Annotated in this window: 23 protein-coding genes and 1 riboswitch; of the genes, 2 read left to right on the top strand and 21 right to left on the bottom strand. The window is 46.4% G+C overall.

Annotation, left to right across the window (positions count from 1 at the left end):
- The first annotated feature begins 80 nt into the window (after positions 1–80).
- The gene (locus tag HT574_RS14090) at positions 81–629 is read left to right on the top strand and encodes a DUF309 domain-containing protein (protein WP_175245078.1); all 549 of its coding nucleotides are present in this window, start codon (positions 81–83) and stop codon (positions 627–629) included.
- Positions 630–652: 23 nt separating this feature from the next.
- On the opposite strand, the gene HT574_RS14085 is transcribed toward HT574_RS14090, so the two are convergent.
- From HT574_RS14085 to HT574_RS14060, 6 genes are all read right to left on the bottom strand, one after another.
- Positions 653–1,000: a GNAT family N-acetyltransferase gene (locus HT574_RS14085; protein ID WP_175245077.1), complete on the bottom strand. Its 348-nt coding sequence runs from the start codon at positions 998–1,000 to the stop codon at positions 653–655.
- A 122-nt stretch (positions 1,001–1,122) separates the two neighbouring features.
- Positions 1,123–1,587: a 6,7-dimethyl-8-ribityllumazine synthase gene (gene ribH / locus HT574_RS14080; protein WP_042408421.1), complete on the bottom strand. Its 465-nt coding sequence runs from the start codon at positions 1,585–1,587 to the stop codon at positions 1,123–1,125.
- A gap of 776 nt (positions 1,588–2,363) precedes the next feature.
- Positions 2,364–3,557 (bottom strand): bifunctional 3,4-dihydroxy-2-butanone-4-phosphate synthase/GTP cyclohydrolase II, encoded by a 1,194-nt coding sequence (locus HT574_RS14075; protein WP_175245076.1) that lies wholly within the window; start codon positions 3,555–3,557, stop codon positions 2,364–2,366.
- A 23-nt stretch (positions 3,558–3,580) separates the two neighbouring features.
- The gene (ribE, locus tag HT574_RS14070; protein ID WP_175245075.1) at positions 3,581–4,228 is read right to left on the bottom strand and encodes a riboflavin synthase; all 648 of its coding nucleotides are present in this window, start codon (positions 4,226–4,228) and stop codon (positions 3,581–3,583) included.
- Positions 4,229–4,242: 14 nt separating this feature from the next.
- Positions 4,243–5,334, bottom strand: a complete 1,092-nt coding sequence (ribD, locus tag HT574_RS14065; RefSeq protein ID WP_175245074.1) for a bifunctional diaminohydroxyphosphoribosylaminopyrimidine deaminase/5-amino-6-(5-phosphoribosylamino)uracil reductase RibD — start codon at positions 5,332–5,334, stop codon at positions 4,243–4,245.
- A gap of 331 nt (positions 5,335–5,665) precedes the next feature.
- A riboswitch (FMN riboswitch) is annotated at positions 5,666–5,799 on the bottom strand.
- A 256-nt stretch (positions 5,800–6,055) separates the two neighbouring features.
- On the bottom strand, positions 6,056–6,496 hold the full coding sequence (locus tag HT574_RS14060; protein WP_175245073.1) for a peptidylprolyl isomerase: 441 nt from the start codon (positions 6,494–6,496) through the stop codon (positions 6,056–6,058).
- Positions 6,497–6,832: 336 nt separating this feature from the next.
- On the opposite strand from HT574_RS14060, the gene HT574_RS14055 reads away from it, so the two are divergent.
- Positions 6,833–7,723, top strand: coding sequence for a DUF1002 domain-containing protein (locus HT574_RS14055; protein WP_017435290.1), 891 nt, complete (start codon positions 6,833–6,835; stop codon positions 7,721–7,723).
- A gap of 42 nt (positions 7,724–7,765) precedes the next feature.
- Here the strand turns inward: HT574_RS14055 and lysA are convergent, their stop codons facing one another.
- The 15 genes from lysA to deoB all read right to left on the bottom strand — a co-directional run bounded on the left by lysA (position 7,766) and on the right by deoB (position 20,760).
- A complete protein-coding gene (gene lysA / locus HT574_RS14050; protein ID WP_175245072.1) occupies positions 7,766–9,085 on the bottom strand; it encodes a diaminopimelate decarboxylase in 1,320 nt (439 codons plus the stop codon).
- Between the two features lie 274 nt (positions 9,086–9,359).
- A complete protein-coding gene (locus HT574_RS14045) occupies positions 9,360–10,832 on the bottom strand; it encodes a spore germination protein (protein WP_017435288.1) in 1,473 nt (490 codons plus the stop codon).
- Positions 10,813–11,391 carry a stage V sporulation protein SpoVABEA gene (gene spoVAEA / locus HT574_RS14040; RefSeq protein ID WP_175245071.1) on the bottom strand — a complete coding sequence of 193 codons (579 nt, stop codon included), beginning with the start codon at positions 11,389–11,391 and terminating at the stop codon, positions 10,813–10,815. Before spoVAEA ends, HT574_RS14045 begins: the two co-directional genes overlap by 20 nt.
- A gap of 5 nt (positions 11,392–11,396) precedes the next feature.
- Positions 11,397–11,747, bottom strand: coding sequence for a SpoVA/SpoVAEb family sporulation membrane protein (locus HT574_RS14035; RefSeq protein WP_042408438.1), 351 nt, complete (start codon positions 11,745–11,747; stop codon positions 11,397–11,399).
- Between the two features lie 3 nt (positions 11,748–11,750).
- Positions 11,751–12,764, bottom strand: coding sequence for a stage V sporulation protein AD (gene spoVAD / locus HT574_RS14030; RefSeq protein ID WP_017435285.1), 1,014 nt, complete (start codon positions 12,762–12,764; stop codon positions 11,751–11,753).
- A gap of 19 nt (positions 12,765–12,783) precedes the next feature.
- Positions 12,784–13,221, bottom strand: a complete 438-nt coding sequence (locus tag HT574_RS14025) for a SpoVA/SpoVAEb family sporulation membrane protein (RefSeq protein WP_042408442.1) — start codon at positions 13,219–13,221, stop codon at positions 12,784–12,786.
- Positions 13,222–13,235: 14 nt separating this feature from the next.
- Positions 13,236–13,664, bottom strand: coding sequence for a stage V sporulation protein AB (locus tag HT574_RS14020; RefSeq protein WP_175245070.1), 429 nt, complete (start codon positions 13,662–13,664; stop codon positions 13,236–13,238).
- The gene (locus HT574_RS14015) at positions 13,654–14,277 is read right to left on the bottom strand and encodes a stage V sporulation protein AA (protein WP_175245069.1); all 624 of its coding nucleotides are present in this window, start codon (positions 14,275–14,277) and stop codon (positions 13,654–13,656) included. The genes HT574_RS14020 and HT574_RS14015 overlap by 11 nt, the downstream gene beginning before the upstream one ends.
- A gap of 141 nt (positions 14,278–14,418) precedes the next feature.
- The gene (gene sigF, locus HT574_RS14010) at positions 14,419–15,171 is read right to left on the bottom strand and encodes an RNA polymerase sporulation sigma factor SigF (RefSeq protein WP_017435281.1); all 753 of its coding nucleotides are present in this window, start codon (positions 15,169–15,171) and stop codon (positions 14,419–14,421) included.
- Positions 15,172–15,184: 13 nt separating this feature from the next.
- Positions 15,185–15,625, bottom strand: coding sequence for an anti-sigma F factor (gene spoIIAB, locus HT574_RS14005; RefSeq protein ID WP_015864379.1), 441 nt, complete (start codon positions 15,623–15,625; stop codon positions 15,185–15,187).
- A complete protein-coding gene (gene spoIIAA / locus HT574_RS14000; RefSeq protein ID WP_217499557.1) occupies positions 15,626–15,997 on the bottom strand; it encodes an anti-sigma F factor antagonist in 372 nt (123 codons plus the stop codon).
- 107 nt (positions 15,998–16,104) lie between these two features.
- Complete coding sequence (locus HT574_RS13995; RefSeq protein WP_175245067.1) at positions 16,105–17,286, bottom strand: D-alanyl-D-alanine carboxypeptidase family protein; 1,182 nt, start codon at positions 17,284–17,286, stop codon at positions 16,105–16,107.
- Between the two features lie 122 nt (positions 17,287–17,408).
- A complete protein-coding gene (locus tag HT574_RS13990; RefSeq protein ID WP_026078470.1) occupies positions 17,409–18,710 on the bottom strand; it encodes a pyrimidine-nucleoside phosphorylase in 1,302 nt (433 codons plus the stop codon).
- 31 nt (positions 18,711–18,741) lie between these two features.
- Positions 18,742–19,566 carry a purine-nucleoside phosphorylase gene (locus HT574_RS13985; protein WP_175245066.1) on the bottom strand — a complete coding sequence of 275 codons (825 nt, stop codon included), beginning with the start codon at positions 19,564–19,566 and terminating at the stop codon, positions 18,742–18,744.
- 12 nt (positions 19,567–19,578) lie between these two features.
- Positions 19,579–20,760: a phosphopentomutase gene (gene deoB / locus HT574_RS13980; protein WP_175245065.1), complete on the bottom strand. Its 1,182-nt coding sequence runs from the start codon at positions 20,758–20,760 to the stop codon at positions 19,579–19,581.
- Positions 20,761–20,969 lie beyond the last annotated feature (209 nt).

The following is a 20,969-nucleotide window of genomic DNA, read 5'->3' as shown; positions in this document are numbered from 1 at the left end:
GACACTATCGATAAGTATAGACGATAATCTGGCATTGTCCAAGCAATTTTTTACGACTAATATGATACAATGGATACCATATGGATACAACAATAGGAAAGGTCGTGAAGTCATGTATCCCTGAAGCCTATATCCGTTATTTAGTTCATTTTCATACCGACCGCGATTATTTCGAGTGTCATGAAATATTAGAAGAACATTGGAAAAAAGATGGTTACAAAAAAGTATGGGTGGTGCTTATTCAAATTGCCGTCGCGCTGTACCATCATCGCCGCGGCAACAATCAAGGGGCGCTGCGCATGATGCAAAAAGCGCGATCGCTTTTAGAAAAAGAAGAGCGAGCCATCCATGGACTGGGTCTGGATGAACAGCTGCTTGCCGAACAGCTCGAACGCTATATGGAACGGATTATGCAAAATAAAGAATATGAAAGCATCAAACTGCCAATTCGCGATGAAACATTGCGGAAAATATGTCAAACGATATGTGAAAAACAGGGGCTTACTTGGGGACAAGCAAGCGACTTAAACAATGTTTATTTAATGCACAAGCATAAATTGCGCGACCGCACGGAAGTGATCGCGGCTCGAGAAAGAAAAAGAAAGAATAAAGAGCTGCCGGACCGTTAAGCGGCAGCTCTTTTGCATTGGTGTTAACACTCGCATTTATCGAAAAAGGCCGAGGTAAATTCATTTCCCTGCAATCGATGGTTTGGATACATATCTTTTAGAGCTTTGACCATTTGCTTTCCAATCCCCTGATGGCGGTGCGAAGGGTTGACGCTGATATGCTGGATTTCGACAACGTCTTGATCGCGCAACAGTACTCCGATAATGCCGACAATGTCATCGTCTTCTTTCCATAAAAACAGTTGCCAGTCGTCGTTTGTTTCATACTGTTTGATCGTTTGCTGCAGCTTTTTTAGATCTTTTTCTGTCGGCATGAACGACAGAAGCCCCATGGCAATCTTTTCATAGTTTTTCCGATAACGAATCAGCATAAAAAATCCCTCATTATCGACAAAGACTTTTCCAAAACAGAAAAGTTTTTGTCATTTTTCTCATTACGTATTATAAACGTTCTTAATGATATTGTGAACTATTTCGCGCATTTTTACACAACTTATGCAAGCGTCCGCAGCAAGTTCGCCATTTCAATGGCGCTTACTGCTGCTTCCCAACCTTTGTTTCCCGCTTTCGTGCCAGCCCGTTCAATCGCTTGTTCAATCGTATCAGTCGTTAACACGCCAAATATAACCGGTGTTCCGGTCGATAGCGCTGCGTGCGAAACTCCTTTTGCCACTTCATTGCATACGTAATCATAATGGCTTGTCGCGCCGCGGATGACAGCGCCAAGCGCAATCACCGCATCATATTGCTTCGATTCTGCTAATTTTTTCGCCAACAGCGGAATTTCAAACGCCCCAGGCACCCATGCGACCGTCACCTCGTCTTCGTTGACCCCGTGCCGCTTCAGGCCATCAAGCGCTCCAGACAACAATTTGCTTGTAATAAATTCATTAAAGCGGGAAACGACGATCGCGATTTTCAATCCTGTGCCAACTAAATTGCCTTCCATTACTCTCATTGCTAGTCCTGGTTACTAAAATCTGTAAAAATCGACTCCTCGCGGTGGAACCAGCAAAACTGCTTGCCGCTCAGGAAACACCTGAGTTCCATCAGAAAGGGAATCCCTCATGTCTCACCTGCCGTGAAAGACACCCCGTGGCTCGCTGTCAGCGGCGGCACTTGTCGTGCACCATTCCTTCCATCGGTCAGCACACGACAACGATTTTAGCAACCAGGTCTACACCTCCTTTAGTTGAATTTGATACTGACTTAGCCAACAACATTTGTGCAGAATGTTCCATAATGGCCATTCATGTTCCTCTTTGAAGTTCTCGATCTTTTTCAGCGTCATACCTAGATATTGTCGTTGTTTCATTCCGCTTTTTGAGTGCTTGTAGGATTCTTCCATCGATCCTAACACAGCAACCAAATGGCGTTTCACTTTCGTTTTTATATGAACGAAGTTGTGATTCATCATCGGAAACGATTTTCATCACCCGAACGTTTTCATCCCCTTGTCGTCCCCCTTGTTTGGATTCCTTAGAACATATATTCGCCAACTCTTCTTCCTTTCCTTTTTACATGCGGAAGGGAGAGAGGATTTTTTATCCTAAGACAGGAGACGATGGAAAAGATGGAGAACATCCGCCTCTTTGCGTTCAATAACAAATAACAGGAGATATTTACATGATTTTATACCTTTTTATAGATGTTTAACAAACTGCTTATACCTCCTATCTTTTCCACCCATCGATTTTATCATAATCCAAAACAGCAAAAGACACGAACTATTGCTTATAAATGGAGCATATGCCCTAACTTTTCATACTTGGTGCGCAAATATTTTTCATTTTCTTTTTTCATCGGCATTTGCAGCGGAACGCGTTCGACTACCTCAAGGCCGTGTCCTTTTAAGCCGGCGATTTTGCGCGGATTGTTCGTCAATAAACGTATTTTTGTCACACCGAGGTCTTTTAAAATTTGCGCGCCGATGCCATAATCGCGCAAATCGGCAGGAAACCCGAGCTTTTCATTGGCTTCTACCGTATCATAGCCTTGCTCTTGCAGCTTATACGCGCGCAGTTTATTCATTAATCCAATGCCGCGCCCTTCTTGGCGCATATATAAGAGAACGCCGCGCCCTTCTTCTTCAATTTGGCGGAGTGCTGCATGAAGCTGCGGTCCGCAATCGCAGCGATACGAGCCAAACACATCTCCTGTTAAACATTCAGAATGCACGCGGACAAGAATCGGTTCGTCCGGAACAATTTCGCCTTTTACGAGCGCCACATGTTCTTTTCCATCAACTACATTTGTATAGCCGACCGCTTTAAACCGACCGAATTCTGTCGGCAGCATCACTTCCACTTCGCGCTTTACAAGCTTTTCTCTCTGGCTGCGATATTGAATTAAATCTTTAATCGTAATCATTTTCAATCCAAACTCATCCGCGATCTTGCGCAAATCCGGAACGCGTGCCATCGTGCCGTCTTCTTTAATAATCTCGCAAATCACTCCGGCCGGCTTTGCTCCGCATAACCGAGCTAAATCCACCGCCGCTTCCGTATGGCCGGCGCGCCGCAATACACCACCTTTTTTCGCGACGAGCGGAAACACATGTCCCGGCCGTTTAAAATCGCTTGCTTTGGCGTTAGGATCGAGCAGCGCCTGAATTGTCATCGAACGTTCATAGGCGCTGATTCCCGTCGTCGTCGATTTATAATCGATGCTGACGGTAAACGCCGTGCCATGGGAATCGGTATTATGGTTTACCATTGGGGCAAGGTCCATCTTGTCCGCCAATTCTTCGGTAATCGGCACGCAAACAAGCCCGCGCCCATATTTAATCATAAAATTGATCACTTCCGGCGTCGCTTTTTCGGCCAGTGCCACAAAATCCCCTTCATTTTCCCGGTCTTCGTCATCGCATACGATAATTACTTCTCCTTGCTTCAATGCCTCAAGTGCTGCTTCAATCGTATCAAACATCTGTTTGTGCCCCCTTTTTAGCTTTACTTATAGCCATGCCGTTCCAAAAATTCGAGCGTAATGGCCGATTGCGTTGCTTCCTTTTTTTCTTTCATAAATTGGGCAACATATTTCCCGATCATATCGCACTCAATGTTGACAATATCCCCTGGATGTTTTTCCCCTAAAATCGTTTCCGCACGCGTATGGGGGATGAGGGAAATCGTAAATGTATGATCCGTCATTCCAAAAATCGTTAAACTTGTGCCGTCGACTGCGACCGATCCTTTTAAAATCATATATTTGCGCAGTTCTTTTGGAATTTCAATTTCGTAGTATACCGCATTGGCCGACGGCCATTTGCGGACAATCCGGCCGATGCCGTCCACATGCCCGGAAACGAAATGGCCGCCGAAACGTCCATTCGCCGCCATCGCCCGTTCCAGATTGACTTTGGACCCTTTTGTTAATGTGCGGAGCGACGTCGCTTTGACTGTTTCCGGCATCACATCGACCGTAAACGTACGGTCGGTAAAGGACGTGACCGTCAAACAAACCCCGTTGACCGCGATGCTGTCTCCAAGATGGACATCCGTCAAAATTTTTTTTGCACCGATCGTCATCACAATCGCTTCACCCGACTGCTGTATTTGTTCGATCGTGCCGATTTCTTCCACAATTCCGGTAAACATCCTTCATTCACCCTTTATATGTTCGGTATGGCAACGATTTTTATATCGGAACCGATCCTTTCCACTTGGCGGATTTGAAGCTCCATCACCTCCGCCATATTGGCAAAACCGACCCCGCCGATTGGCGTCGGCGCCTGTTTTCCGCCGATGATTTTCGGGGCAAAATAGGCGACAATTTCATTTACTGCCCCCGCGCGGATAAAGCTGTCATGCACATGCGATCCACCTTCGACAAAAAGCGAAGTAATTCGTTTTCTGCCAAGCACGTGCAATAATTCTTTGATATCGATGTAAGGTTTATCCATGGAAATCACTTTTACATCTTCTTTCTCATACTGTCTCTTTTTTTCCTCACTGGCCTCACTGCCGACAACGATCCACGTTTCCGCCGCGCCGTCACGGATCACGTTGGCATCGAGCGGGGTGCGCAAATGCGTATCCAAGACGATGCGGATCGGGTTTTTTCCGCCCTCCACAAGCCTTACTGTCAAGCTCGGATTGTCGGCAATCACCGTATTGACCCCGACAAGAATCGCATCGTGCAGCGCCCGGTAACGATGCACGTCTTCCCGGGCCGCTTCCGATGTAATCCATTTGCTTTCCCCGGTCGACGTCGCGATTTTTCCATCCAGGCTGCTTGCATATTTGAGCGTCACAAACGGCGTTTTCGTTGCAATATAGTGGAAAAATACGCGGTTTAATTCATCTGCTTCTTCTTTCAGCACGCCAAGCTGTACCTCAATTCCCGCCTTTTGTAGCTTTTCGATTCCCTTTCCGGCCACAAGTGGATTCGGATCCGTCGTAGCGATGACGACGCGGCGGACGCCCGTTTCGATCAACAAATCGGCGCAGGGCGGCGTCTGCCCGTAATGGCTGCACGGCTCTAATGTGACATAGACCGTCGCACCCTTCGCCTTTTCGCCGGCCATGCGGACGGCATGTACTTCCGCATGCGGCTCCCCTGCTTTTAAATGGGCGCCCAATCCGACCACTTCTCCATCTTTCACGACCACCGCCCCGACAACCGGATTAGGAGACGTCTGTCCGATCCCTGCTTTGGCGATTTCAAGGGCCATGCGCATATATTGTTCATCGCTTCGCACCATGTTTGCCTCCTTTTTCCCATAAAGAAAAGCCCCAGGTGCAACATCCTGGGGCAAAGTTATGTAGAATCATCAGCAACGTATGTAAAAAACGCAAAGCGGGGCTCGTTTCCTTTTTAGATAAACCGACCGACATAAAAACAAATATCGCCTATGGATATTTTTAACAAAATGGTTGCCGTCTATCTGTAAAAAAACGAAAAAGGAACTGCGAAAAGTGATGCTTCCCCGCTTAAACAGCTGCCGTTCGAAATGCCTTGACATCCTGCAGCAAAGGCAGAAACCGCGCAGGGGAAATGCCTACGCAACACGAACAGGCAATCATTTATACGTTGTGATCCTTCTCCCATCCAGACTATACTGTCGGCTCCGGAATCGCACCGGATCGTGCCTGTACGGCTCGCGGGCTGAGAAGCGCATCGCTTCATCACCGCCGGTCGGGAATTTCACCCTGCCCCGAAGGATACACCGGTATGAAATTGAAATTTTTTAATTTTTAATTATTATATCACATGATAACCATTTGTCCATTCTTCCATAGCATTGTCGTTATTTGGCAATGAATATCCAGTAAATCGCTCCCCACAGCAGGCTTGCTCCAAACAGGAGAAAAAATAAAAGCCAATTTCTTCGCTTCATTTTTTCACCTCTTGCTATGATCTGAATACGACGTGGAAAAAAGACTTAACAGCTCCGCCGTCTGCCAAGTCTTTTTTCCGTCTGTTTATTCCTCATCAAACACTTTAACTTCTTTCATGACATCCCCGTTTTTCATGGATTTTACTACATCCATTCCCGATGTCACTTGGCCAAACACCGTGTGGATGCCATCAAGGTGCGGCTGCGGTTCATGCACAATAAAAAACTGGCAGCTTCCTGTATCGCGTCCACGGTGCGCCATCGAAATCGCACCAGTCACATGCTTATGTGGATTGTTGTCCGTTTCGCACGGAATCGTATAGCCTGCATCCCCCGTGCCGTTGCCATACGGACATCCGCCTTGGCTGACGAACCCAGGAATGACGCGATGGAACGTTAATCCATTATAAAAACCTTCATTCGCTAATTTTTCAAAGTTAGCAACCGTAATCGGCGCTTCATTTGGAAACAGTTCAAACTCGATTTTTCCTCCATTTTCCATTAAAATATATCCTTTTTTCGCCATACATTCCAACTCCTTTTTTGACTTACGCATCATTATCATACTATTATAGTTGATATAAAAAAAGCAAGAAACTTCACATAGCACATCGATATTGGCAGATCCAGCAAGCAATATAGCCAAACGCATATGATACAATAAAATGATAGCACTAAAAACGCATATATTTTAAAAATGATGGAAGCTATGGTATTCTCGCTTACATACCCCTCCTGCTCCTATAAGTGTTAAACTTACAAAATGGATGGTGAGGGAAATGCAAGAGACGGCATTTTAGTAGAAAAAAATGGCGGAAAACGTTATAATCAATTTACCTTTACTAAAGGGGGATATGTCGTTATGAAACGAATATTGGCAAGTTGCTTGCTTGCAGCGCTGTTCTTTACATTCCCGGCGATGGCGGCTGCCGATGCCGCGGAAGGTGATGTGATTATTACGTTGGGCGAGAACTTGACCGAGCCGCAAAAGCAAAAAGTATTAGAAGAAATGAACGCGCCGGATAACGCGCAAATCATCACCGTTTCCAACGCTGAAGAACATAAATATCTCGATGGGCTAATCCCGAAAGCGCAAATTGGAACGCGTGCGATTTCATCAGCGATGATCACAATCGGCGCCCAAGGTTCCGGATTGGACGTGGAAACACATAACATTACATGGGTAACAAAAGAGATGTATACAAACGCGCTGATTACAGCCGGGGTAAAAGACGCGAAAATTTATGTCACCGCTCCGTCTCCGGTATCCGGCACAGCTGCATTGACCGGGTTGATGAAAGCGTATGAAGTTTCTTCCGATAAAGTGATTCCTGATGAGGTGAAAAAAGTAGCAACGGAAGAAATGGTAAAAACCGCAAAGCTTGGAGATTCCATCGGACAGGATAAAGCAGTGGCTCTCCTTGCCAAAATAAAAGAGGAAATCGCCAACAATCCGCCGCAAACGGATGCTGATTTACGAGCGCTTATTGAAAAAGTAGCAAAGGACCTTGGAATTACGTTAACGGAAGATGAAATAAACAGTTTAATTTCATTATTCAATAAAATGAAAAACGCTAATATTGATTGGAATCAAGTAAATGATCAATTAAGCAAGGCGAAAGACAAACTATCCGCTTTTCTGCAATCAGACGAGGGAAAAACGTTTATCCAAAACATTATCGACATTTTAAAGGAAATTTGGAACGCCATTAAATCAGCCTTTTCTTCTTCCGAGCCGCAAAACAATCAATAGCGAAAAAGGCGCCCAAGGAAACAGGGCGCCTTTTTCGTCTGCTTACTTATTCACTTTTGTCTTTAGCGGTAAATCCAGCCGCACTAAATCTTCATACGTTTCCCGCTTCACTACGAGCTGCGCTTCGCCGTTTTCGACAAACACAACAGCCGGGCGCGGAATGCGGTTATAGTTGTTTGCCATCGAATAGCCGTATGCACCCGTACAAAAAACGGCTAAATAGTCCCCTGGCTTGGCTTTTGGAAGCGGCAAATCCCAAATCAGCATATCTCCTGATTCGCAGCACTTCCCTGCGATGGAGACAATTTCATTTTTTTCATCGAGCACCCGATTCGCCAGCACCGCTTCATACTTCGCTTCATACAGAGCTGGACGGATATTGTCGCTCATGCCGCCGTCGACGGCCACATAATGCCGGACGTTCGGTACGTCTTTGCGCGAACCGATCGAATAAATCGTCGTCCCGGCATCACCGACAAGGGAACGGCCCGGCTCAATCCAAATTTCTGGCATCGCGATACCTTGTTCGCTCACTTGTTTTTTCACTTCACTGACGATTTGGTCCACATATTCGGAAACCGGAATCGGATCATCTTCCTCGGTGTAACGGATGCCAAAGCCGCCGCCGAGGTTGACAACGGCAGGGACAAACCCGTATGCTTCTTTCCAATAAGCAATTTTTTGGAAAATTTTCTGCGCTGCCAACACAAACCCCGTTGTTTCAAAAATTTGCGAACCGATATGGCAGTGAATGCCTAATACAGAAAAAGAGGAAGAAGATAATGTTCTCACAAGCGCCTGCTCCGCTTGACCGTTGTTTAAATCAAAACCAAATTTCGAATCTTCTTGACCGGTTAAAATATAATCGTGTGTATGGGCTTCAACTCCAGGAGTAACGCGTATCAAAATGGCAATCGTTTTTCCGTATTGTTTTCCGAGCTGTTCTAGCAATTCCAGTTCGTAAAAATTATCGACAACGATGCAGCCAACTCCATGGTCCAGCGCCATCATTAACTCTTCGCGGCTTTTATTGTTTCCATGGAAATGGATGCGCTTGGGCGGAAATCCTGCTTGTATCGCTGTATACAATTCCCCGCCTGATACGACATCGAGCGACAGCCCTTCTTCTTCGGCTAACTGAACCATTGCAATCGAAGAAAATGCTTTACTTGCGTAAGCGACTTGCGCTGCGACGCCTTGTTTACGAAATGCTTCTTTAAACGCGCGCGCCCGCGCACGGATTAAAGCCACATCATAAATATACAGCGGCGTCCCGTATTCTTTCGCTAGCTCGACCGCATCGACACCGCCGATTTCCAAATGCCCTTTGTCATTGACTCGGCTTGTCCCATGAAAGAACATACAAATCCCTCATTCCCTAAAAATAAAATTATTCAATATAAGAAATTTTTACGCATATCGAAAGCAAAAAAGACAGTTAACATCCAGGATAACTGCCTTTTTGCAGAGAAAAGATTACGTATAACTTATCATAATTATAAAAAAGTTGCAACATGTGTGTGGATGAACTAATAAAAACCAGTTATGCATCGATCATGCTAAAGCCCGCCAGCTTTGCGCTTTGCCGGCGGGACAGCTGCAATATGGATCATTCACACGCGTCATTTTCGCAAATTTAGGACGGCTGCTTGCGTTGGTTTTGTGGATGAACAATGCTTGGCCTTACTTTAGCGCCTGCAACAGAACGACGGACGATAATTTGCATAAACGCCGCCGGGTTAAACGGAATAAACGGCCATAAATACGGCGTGTTTAAGGAACGAATATGAGCGAGCCAAAGCAAGTAGACCGTTGTGCCGATCACAAGTCCCGGCACTTTAAACATCTCCACTAGAATGACAAGAATTAGGCGGGATATTTTATTCGCAATGCTCAATTCGTAACTTGGTGTCGCAAACGAGCCGATGGCGGAGACAGAAACATATAAAATTACTTCCGGAACGAACAGTCCGACTTCAATCGCAATTTCCCCAATTAACACAGCAGCAATTAACCCCATCGCGGTAGAAAGCGGCGTTGGCGTATGAATCGCGGCCATGCGCAAAAACTCAATCCCAAAATCCGCTAATAAAACTTGAATAAAAACTGGGATATTCGTGTGTTTGTTGGGCCCGATAAATGCCCACGAATCCGGCAATAAAGATGGTTCAAGGACAAACAATACCCAAAGCGGAAGCAAAAACAGCGATGTCAGGATTCCTAAAAAACGCACCCAGCGCACGAATGTTCCGACTGCAGGAGACTGTCGGTATTCTTCGGCATGCTGCACATGGTGGAAAAATGTCGTCGGAGTAATAATGACGCTTGGCGATGTATCGACCATGATCAAAACGTGTCCCTCAAGCAAATGGGTGGCAGCCACGTCCGGCCGTTCCGTATACCGAACGAGCGGATACGGATTATATCCTTGTTTTACTAAAAACTCTTCTATCGTTTTATCCCCCATTGTCAGTCCGTCAACACTCATTTGCTGCAGCTCCTGTTTTACTAGCTCCACCAGTCCCGGGTCAGCCACATCTTTAATATAAGCGATGCAAACATCGGTTTTTGAACGCTCGCCAACCTGCAGGATTTCAAAACGAAGCCGCTCATCACGGATGCGACGCCGCGTCAACGCAGTATTGACGATAATATTTTCGACATAGCCGTCCCGCGCCCCGCGCACCACTTTTTCTGTATCTGGTTCTTCCGGCTGCCGCCCCGGATAGCTGCGCACGTCAACGACGAACCCTGTTGATTCCCCTTCAATTAAAATGACAATTAAACCAGACAGAAGCTTATCCACTGCTTCATCTAAATTAGTGACCGGGCTTACCTGCTGATGAACAAGGCGATTTTCAATAATTTGCTTTGCCCGCTCCGTCTGCCGTTCATTGTCATTAATGCGGACAATTTGTTTGAGCAGCTCCATTAAATATTGCGTGTCACATAAACCGTTGCAATAGTAAATATGTACTTCGCGGTTTAATACATGAACCTTCCGTACTCCTAAATCAAAACTTGTCCCAATACCAATTTTTTCTCTAAAAAATTTTTCATTGTCGACTAGTTTTTCGAAAATAGGAATGTTATTCGTTTTGGTCGGCATGATAACCACTCCTTTCCAGGATCAGCTCCACTGCTTTTCGCGTAATCGGTGAACCGTATTTAATATGGTCGCGGTATCCCATTTTGCCAATATCGCCGATTCCGACGATGATCGGAATCTTTAATTGATCCAAACAATAGACGGTATCTCCGTTAATCCGTCCGACTTCCAGCTCGCAAATTCCTTCTTTATCTACCCCATACTCTGTTACATTTCCGTCACGGTCGATGCTGACATGCACTTTTGCCCATTCATGCTTACGCGTATTGGAAGCGACGGCAAGCGCTCCTAACACTTCTATTTGCTCATGGGTTGCCACATATTTGAGCGCCTGTTCCCCCGCTCCTTCACCAATGGCACCACAATCATCAAACATGACGAATACAGGATCATATGGGGTTTGTAAAATCAGCTGCACCAGCTCTTTGCCGGCTAGTCTGGTGGGATTGCCATGAGAGCGAGAAATACAGCGTCCGCCGATTTGCCCAGCAATATATTGAATTGTTCGATAGGCGAACTCATCCCCATCGGTTACTAATATGACCCGTCTTTTTTTCATAGCGATTATCCTTTCGGCTTGCATATAAGCGCAGTGAAAAAGGAAAGGACAATAGCAAAGGAAAGAATGGCGCCGGTAAATTGAAACATCGCCGCGCCGATCGTCAGCCATCCGTCCAGCTCTTTTTGCGACAATATACCTTTGGTGAGAAAATAGCCAAAACCGCTAAGCGGCAGCGTCGCACCTGCCCCGGCAAACGCAACAATTCGATCATAAATCCCGCTGATTCCCAAAATGACGCCAACGGCCACAAGCAAGCTCATGACATGCAGTTGTGGCAGTTTGCCCACATCCATGGCCAACTGTGCCAGCGCGCAAATCCCCCCTCCAGCCATAAACGCCACTACATAATCCATTCCTCATTCCTCCTTCGCTGCTTCAATGACCACACCATGGGCGATCGCTGGAATCGACTGTTTTTGCTGTACCATCGTCTGGCTTAATAGCGCCCCGGTTGCGACAACGAAAATTTTGCGAAACGCCCCGCGTTCCATTTCTTTCAACAAATGCCCATAAGTGACGACCGCACAGCAAGCACAGCCGCTTCCACCGGCAAATATTTTTTGATCGGGATGGTAAATCATTAAACCGCAGTCATTATAGTTGTTTGTGACATCATATCCTGATTCGGCAAGCAGCTGTCTGACGATCACGCTTCCGACCCTGGATAAATCACCGGTGACAATCAAGTCATAATCACTAGGAGAAATGCCCAAATCGTTAAAATGCTGCTCGATCGTGCTTGCCGCAGCGGGGGCCATCGCCGAGCCCATATCTAAAGGATTCGTCATTCCAGCGTCCACGACTTTGCCGATCGTCGCCGCGGCGATGCGCCATCGCCCCGGCTTGCGTCCAAGCACCACCGCTCCTGCGCCGGTCACCGTAAACGTCGCCGTCTTCGGCTTTTGAATACCCAGCTCGGTCGGATAACGGAACTGCCGCTCCGCAGTAGCATTATGGCTGCTTGTTGCCGCCAGCACCGATCGGGCGAAACCTCCATCAATAAAAGCAGCAGCAGCCGCTATGGTTTGCATGGAAGTCGAACAAGCACCGAACATACACAAAAACGGGACAGGAATCTCCCGAGCCACGTAGTTGGCAGTTACGTTTTGATTCAGCAAGTCCCCAGCGAGAAACAAATCAATATCAGCGAAAGAAAGGCGCCCTTTTTCTAGGCAAATTTGGATCGCTTCCTGCATTAAACGCCGCTCAGCCAACTCCCATGTTTTCTCCCCACAATACAAGTCATCGTGCACGATATCAAAACTGTCGCGCAGCGGCCCTTCTGCTTCTAACGGCCCGACTGCCGTTCCCGCCTCTTGAATATAAATGCCATGTTCAAACACCCATGTTTGTTTTCCAACCAGCTTCATGAGAAATCCCTCTTTCTCCTCAAGACACGATGTAATAGAAAAGACCGAGCAAATAGGCAGCAACAATGCCATAGACAATCGCCGCACCGCCTGATTTAAACATTTGGCTAGCAATTCCTGCCGTCCATCCTTCACTGCGATGCTCGATCGCCGCGCTTGCCAGCGCATTCGCCAACCCTGTCATCAGCATCGTGGCCCCCGCACCGGCAAACTGGCTGAAATCGTCATACTTTCCTGCTCCCGTGAGGACAATCGCGAAAAACATCATCGTCATCACCGCCAGCTGCTGTGCGGAAATAGCGGAAATAGAGAAGAAACTGCTGTACCATTTTGCCAGCCATTCCGCCAGTGCACAAAGTAAACCGCCGACAACAAATGCTTTCACGCTGTTGAAAAAATACGGGGGAGCAGGCTGAAACGCTTTTACTGCCTGACGATAATTTGTTTTTAAGCTCATCTCTCCTTCCCCCCTTATTGAAAGTAATCGACAAAATAAATCCAGTGAAACAGCGAGCCGACGACCTTGCCAAAAGCAATCGCCATCAATAAAATGACAATTTTATCCTCCACCCCGATTCGTTTCGCTAAAATCGGCCATACGTTCAGCACTTCCGTTAACGCAGCAGCAAGCATTCCGATAAATACTCCATGGAGCAAGCCGACCGGAATCAGCCAATATTTGGATACATATAAAATAGAGTGACGCAAACTCATCCACCCGCCTACAACCGCGCCGACTACTGCGCTCCATTCATAAGCATGAATTCGTTTCATTGTTTTCGTTAATTGCGTTAAGCGGGGAATGACGCCAAGAACGACTAAAAAAGCAACAAACCCTGTTCCAACAGCCAGCCCTCCTGCGAAGCCGACAAAGATCACCGTTAAAATCTCAATTGTCATCAATTTTTCTCATACTTTCTTTGTTTTCATGTAAAATGACATATTGATCAATCGATTGCTGATAATTAAACATCTCGACTTCCAAAGGGCTAGGCTCCTCATTAATTCGTTTACGAAACACATAATTAAAGAATAAAATCATGCCGATCCCCAATCCAAGCGAATATGGAATTTGCAGCAACAACGGCTTATCGACTTTTTTTCCCGTTATTATTTCGTAAAGATGCTGATGCACTTGCTGCATGCTGACATCTTCATGGAAGTTCATAATAGCCATAGCCGAGCCAACAAAAAGCAACAACCATATCAAAAGGAAATAAGCAGTGGAAAAACGTCTCTTTTCGTAGACGACCTCGATAATCGTCTGCGATGGTCCGACCGTTTGCACGTCAAGAGAACGATCTGCTTGCAACACAGCTCTCACTACTTTCATGACATCGATAATGACGATATTTTTATCGCTCGGCTGAATTTGATACAGCGGGATTGTCTGCAATTGCTTCACCATACCGCTATCCGTTGCCATGACTTGCGCAACATCGCCGACAGTGATAGCGGAGTTGGGTTTTACTTGGACACGATGCCGCAACTTGATAAAGACAGTTTCTCCCATCTGCCTCACACCTTAATTTGTAATTTTTTTGTATATTAAAGTTGCCCCTTCGCTTTTCTTTAGTATGTTTGGCCAAAAAAGGGATCATGCGGCCGTGCAGCTCTTACCACCAATTTCATAAAAATAAAAAAGAATGGATGGCTATCCATCCATTCTCTCTTTTATTTGCTGCAATATTTTTTTTTCAAGCCGGGATACTTGCACTTGAGAGATGCCTAATCTAGATGCCACTTCTGATTGGGTCTGGTCTTTGTAATAGCGCAAATAGACAATGAGCCGCTCTCGTTCATCAAGTTCCTCAATCGCTTTTTTTAGCGCGATTTTATCAAACCATGAAACTTCGTCGGAATCAGCGATTTGGTCAAGAAGCGTAATCGGATCGCCGTCGTTTTCATATACGGTCTCATGAATCGAAGCGGGAGAACGGACCGCCTCTTGGGCGAGCACAACATCTTCCGGGGAAATTTCCAAATAACCGGCGATTTCTGTCACTGTCGGCGCCCGCCCATGCTTTTTTGCAAGCTCGTCTTTCGCCTTGCGGATTTTATTCCCCATCTCTTTTAAGGAACGGCTCACCTTTACCGTTCCGTCATCGCGAATAAAACGCTGAATTTCACCGATGATCATCGGCACCGCATAGGTGGAAAACTTCACATCATACGACAAATCAAACTTATCAACAGACTTGAGCAAGCCGATGCAGCCAATCTGAAATAAATCGTCCGGCTCATAACCACGGTTTAAAAAACGCTGGACGACGGACCAAACGAGGCGCATGTTTTTTTCAATAATTTCATCGCGCGCCTCTTGGTCCCCTTGTTGGCTGCGACGAATCAGCTCCTTCATTTCATGATCTTTGATTTGCGATTGATCTTGCTTGACATCGACATCCATAGGCATGTCTCCCTTAGTTACACAAGGCTTTGCTCTTCGTTATATACTTCTTTAGGTAAACAGTTGTGCCTTTGTTGACTTCCGACTGAACAACGACTTCGTCCATAAAATTTTCCATGATGGTAAATCCCATTCCGGACCGTTCCAACTCCGGCTTTGTCGTAAACAATGGCTGGCGCGCCTCTTCAATATTGGCAATGCCAACCCCTTCATCTTTAATCGTCAAATGGACAACTCCGTCTTCAATGACGACGGAAATATAGACAATTCCGTTCGGGTCGTTATTGTAGCCATGAATAATTGCGTTTGTCACCGCTTCGGAAACAACCGTTTTAATTTCCGTTAATTCATCCATCGTCGGATCCAGCTGCGCGACAAACGCGGCAACTGTAACGCGGGCAAATGACTCATTTTGACTGAGGGCGGAGAATTGGAGGTGCATTTCGTTGCGCATTTATGCCACCCCCAATGTCCGTAATGCGAACTGTTCATCGTTTTCTAAGCGGATAATTTTAAACAACCCCGACATATCAAACAGACGCTTTACCGTCGGAGAAACAGCACATACGATCATTTCCCCGCCAAGGTTTTTTATTTGTTTGTAGCGTCCTAAAATGACGCCAAGCCCCGAGCTATCCATGAACGTCAGACCCTCTAAATTCAACACAATGTGGCGGATCGCTTCCCTTTCCAGCGTGTCCGTTACTTTTTCGCGGAGCTCTTCCGCTGTATGATGGTCCAGCTCGCCTGACAGTCGAATGATTAGCACATCTCGTTTTACTTCAAAGTCCATCATTAGACTCACAGCGTTTTCCTCCTTATTCATTTCAGATAAGGAGAAGTTTCGCTGCATCCCGCTAGAAATCCTGCTTTACGACAAAACTAGTGGCGATTCGCTAAATGTAGAACGCTTGCTGCAAAAACTGACAGCACTTATGCGGATTTCGTAAAATTTTGCAATGTCCGCTTAAACAAATCCCACCAGCTAGCTTCCGCGACACTTTCCTTAGCAACAATCGGGCTACGCAATATCTCTTTTCCATCCTGTTTCAAAATAAGGACCCCAAGCTCATCACCTTTTTGAATTGGCGCTTTTACGCCGTCCTTGACTTTAATCTCTTTTTCAATTTGATCGATCGACTGCCCCTTTTTCGTTAATACAGAAATCGGTTCGGAAGTAACGAGCGCGACCGTTCTTTTCTTCCCTTTATTGATGTGGACACGGGTTAATACTTCATTCCGTTTATAAACAGGATGGGTTTTATACTGGCTAAACGCATAATCAAGCATTTTTGTAATTTGCGCGTTTCGTGATTTTGGCGTCGATGCGCCGAAGACAACGGCAATAACGCGCATGCCGTTCTTTTTCGCCGTTGCGGTTAAGCAGTATTTCGCTTGGCTTGTGAATCCGGTTTTTAACCCATCCACTCCTGGATAAAATTTCACAAGCCGGTTTGTATTGACAAGCCAAAACTTTTTATCCGTGTTTTCGCGCAAATAATCTTCATACATTCTGGTATACTTCGTAATATCTTCATATTTCAGCAATTCGCGCGCCAGCATTGCCATATCATAGGCACTGCTGTAATGCTTTTCGGCAGGCAATCCTGTCGCATTTTGAAACATCGTATCTTTCAGGCCGAGCTCTTTTGCTTTTTCATTCATCATTTTTACAAAAGCTTCTTCTGACCCCGCAATTCGTTCCGCCATGGCGACGGAAGCGTCATTCGCAGAACCGATGGCAATGCCGCGCAGCAGCTCATCTACCGTCATTTCTTCGCCGGGCTCTAAAAAGATTTGTGATCCGCCCATCGACGCGGCATATTCGCTCGCCCGCACTTTTTCCTTATAAGAAAGCTCTCCTTTATCAATCGCTTCCATAATCAAAAGCATGGTCATAATTTTTGTCATACTAGCCGGCGGCAGTTTTTCATGGGCGTTTTTTTGATACAATATAGCTCCTGTATCACGTTCAATTAAAATGGCAGATTTCGCATCATCAGCTAGCTCAAGGCCTTTTGCTTCTGTTTTCTTTTCTTCCGCATGGACGTTTGCGGAAAAAGGAACGAGAAAAACAAGGATAAATATTAGTAAGCGAGTCAGTGTCTTGTTCATCTCCCAAACCTCCATTCTTTATACATGCCATTTTTTCCAAAAGAGATATTTTTATACAAGGGAGGCAGTGAAATTCAACCATTTTTAGCATAAAAAAAAGAGGCTGGGATTCAGCCTCTCTACTAAGAAATCGTTTCGTAAATCAGCGTCGGTTTACGGACAGGAGTTGGCGAGATGCGGATATTTTTTTGCAGCTTTTCTTTTACTTCTTCAATATTTTCCGTATTGCTGTGGATCGTCGCAAGCGATTCCCCTTTTTTCACTGGATCGCCAACTTTTTTGCGCAAGACAAGCCCAACGGAAAGATCGATCGTCGATTCTTTTGTCGCCCGTCCGGCTCCAAGCAGCATCGCGGCCGTTCCGACTTCGTCGGCGACAATTTCCGCGACATATCCATCTTCCGCCGCTTCCAACTCCCATTGATATTTCGCCTGCGGCAGTTTCTCCGGATTATCGACAACGGTGGCATCGCCGCCTTGTGCCTCGAGAAACACTTTGAACGTTTCTAGCGCCTTTCCTGCTTGAATCGAATTCTCTAATAACGCTCTCGCTTCCTCTAATGAAGACGCTTTTTCCGCTAGATATACCATATAGCTTCCAAGCGTCAAGCACAGCTCTTGTAAATCTTCCGGCCCTTTTCCTTTGAGCGTATCAATCGCTTCTTTCACTTCAAGCGCATTGCCGATGGCAAAGCCAAGCGGTTGGCTCATATCAGAAATGACCGCCATCGTTTTCCGGCCGACACGCTTGCCGATATCCACCATCGCTTTTGCCAGCTGTTTCGCTCCCTCTAAATCTTTCATAAACGCGCCGGTACCCGTTTTAACATCTAAGACAATCGCGTCGGCGCCAGCCGCGATTTTTTTGCTCATAATCGACGAAGCAATAAGCGGAATGCTGTTAACCGTCGCAGTCACATCGCGAAGCGCATACAGTTTTTTATCGGCTGGGGTTAAATTGCCAGTCTGCCCGATAATGGCGATTTTGTTTTTATTGACCAGTTCAATGAATTGCTCGTTATCAATTTCCACGTGAAACCCAGGAACAGATTCCAGCTTATCGATCGTCCCGCCTGTATGCCCGAGGCCGCGGCCGGACATTTTCGCGACCGGCACGCCGACAGACGCAACAAGCGGGCCTAACACAAGCGTCGTTGTATCGCCGACGCCGCCAGTCGAGTGCTTATCGACTTTAATTCCGTCAATTTTCGATAAATCAATGACATCTCCGGAATGAACCATCGCCATCGTCAGCGCGGCCGTTTCTTCTTCGGTCATGCCGCGGAAAAACACCGCCATTGCCAGTGCACTCATTTGATAATCAGGAATGTCGCCGTTGGTGTAGCCGCGGATGATAAAATCAATTTCTTCTTTTGAAAGCGCGTGGCCATCTCGTTTTTTCGCAATTAAATCGACCATTCTCATCTTTATCACCTTTTTCTATTGTTTCGCCTTTCTATTGTTTCGCCATTTCCGCGATAATTCCCTTGACAAGCCGCAAAAAGTTGGCTTTCACTCGTTCCGTCGTTTCCATAACTTCATCGTGGGTAAGCGGCTGATCTAAAATCCCGGCCGCCATATTCGATATGCACGAAATCCCTAACACTTCGATTTGCGCATGACGCGCAACAGTTACTTCGGGAACGGTCGACATCCCGACCGCATCGCCGCCAAGCGCGCGAATCATACGGATTTCCGCCGGCGTTTCATAAGAAGGACCTGTGTTGGCAACATACACCCCTTCTTGAATCGGAATGCCAAGATTTGCTGCTACTTCTTTTGCAATGTTGCGCAGCCGCTTGCTGTACGCTTCCGTCATATCCGGGAAGCGGACGCCAAGCTCCGGATCGTTCGGGCCAATTAACGGATTGTTCCCCATATTGTTGATATGATCAGTAATAATCATTAAATCCCCCGGCTGAAAGCGCTCATTCACTCCGCCGGCCGCGTTGGTGACAATCAGTTCTTTGACGCCAAGCGCTTTCATGACCCGAACCGGGAATGTCACTTGATCCATGCGGTACCCTTCATAGTAGTGAAAACGGCCTTGCATGGCGACAACCGTCGCACCTTCAAGCCGGCCATAAACAAGCTGGCCGGCATGCCCTTCCACAGTGGAAACAGGAAACCCAGGAATCTGCTCGTACGGAATTTTCACTGCTTCTTCGATTTCATCGGCAAGTACGCCGAGACCAGAGCCAAGAATCAAGCCGATGCGCGGCGGTGTCGAAATTTTGTCTCGCAAATAGCTCGCTGCTTTTTCAATCACTTGTTTATTCATCGCTTCTTCCCCCTACTTTAGATCGGCTAAAAAGCTTGTTCCGTGGAGCGGCATCTTGACTTGGAAATTATCTGCAATCGTTGCGCCGACATCGGCAAACGTTTTGCGGACCGGCAGTTCTTTGCCGCCGTTCATGCTTGGACTGTAAACAAGAAGCGGGACGTATTCGCGCGTATGATCGGTCCCGTGGTGAACCGGATCGTTTCCATGATCCGCCGTAATGATCAACAAATCATCGTCTTCTAAAAGCGGAAACACGTCGGAAAGGCGGGCGTCAAACTCCTCGAGTGCATCCCCGTATCCTTTTGGGTCGCGGCGATGGCCGTATAGCGCGTCAAAATCAACGAGATTGACGAAACTGAGTCCGGTGAAATCCATTTTCAACGTATCCACTAACTTATCCATGCCGTCCATATTCGATTTGGTGCGGAGCGACTGCGTTACCCCTTCATTATCGTAAATATCAGAAATTTTCCCGATCGCAATCACTTCATAGCCCGCGTCTTTCAGCTCATTCATGACCGTGCGGCCGAACGGCTTTAACGCATAATCATGGCGGTTCGCCGTACGTTTAAAGTTGCCCGGCGTACCGATAAACGGGCGCGCGATGACGCGGCCGACCATATATTTTTCATCAAGCGTCAATTCACGGGCGATTTTACAAATATGGTACAGCTCCTCAAGCGGCACAATTTCTTCATGAGCGGCAATTTGCAATACGGAGTCCGCCGAAGTATAAACGATGATCGCTCCTGTTTCCATATGCTCTTTGCCAAGCTCTTCAATAATCGCCGTACCGCTTGCCGGTTTGTTGCCGATCACTTTGCGTCCTGTCCGTTTTTCTAGTTCATCAATCAGCTCTTTTGGGAACCCGTTTGGAAACACTTGAAACGGTTTGTCAATACGAAGGCCCATAATTTCCCAATGGCCCGTCATTGTATCTTTTCCGGCAGATGCTTCTTGCATTTTTGTATAATAAGCAAGTGGCTTTTCTGCTTTCGGTACTCCTTTAATCTCGCGGATGTTGCTTAAACCGAGCTTTGCCATGTTCGGCATGTATAGACCGCCGCGATGCTCGGCGATATGACCGAGCGTATCCGCGCCTTTATCGTTATATTTTTCGGCGTCGGGCGCCTCGCCAATCCCGACCGAATCCATGACAATTAAAAATACGCGTTTATATGTATGAACCATCCACTATGCCTCCTAGCATCATAAAACTATTTTTCCTTATCATTCCCGAAACAGCAATAAGAAACACATCCATGTTATATTGGTCAGAAGTCTGACAACTATATTATAAAACGTTTTCAACAATACACGCAATAAAAAAATCGGCAAAGAATGCAGAAGCTGCCGCATTCTCCAACTGATTAGCCTGTTTATCGCCAAACTAAAAAACC

It is taken from the genome of Parageobacillus sp. VR-IP (assembly GCF_013357975.1).
GTDB lineage: Bacteria > Bacillota > Bacilli > Bacillales > Anoxybacillaceae > Saccharococcus > Saccharococcus caldoxylosilyticus.
The sequence above is the reverse complement of the archived record's forward strand: the minus strand, read 5'-3'. Positions and strand labels throughout refer to the sequence as shown.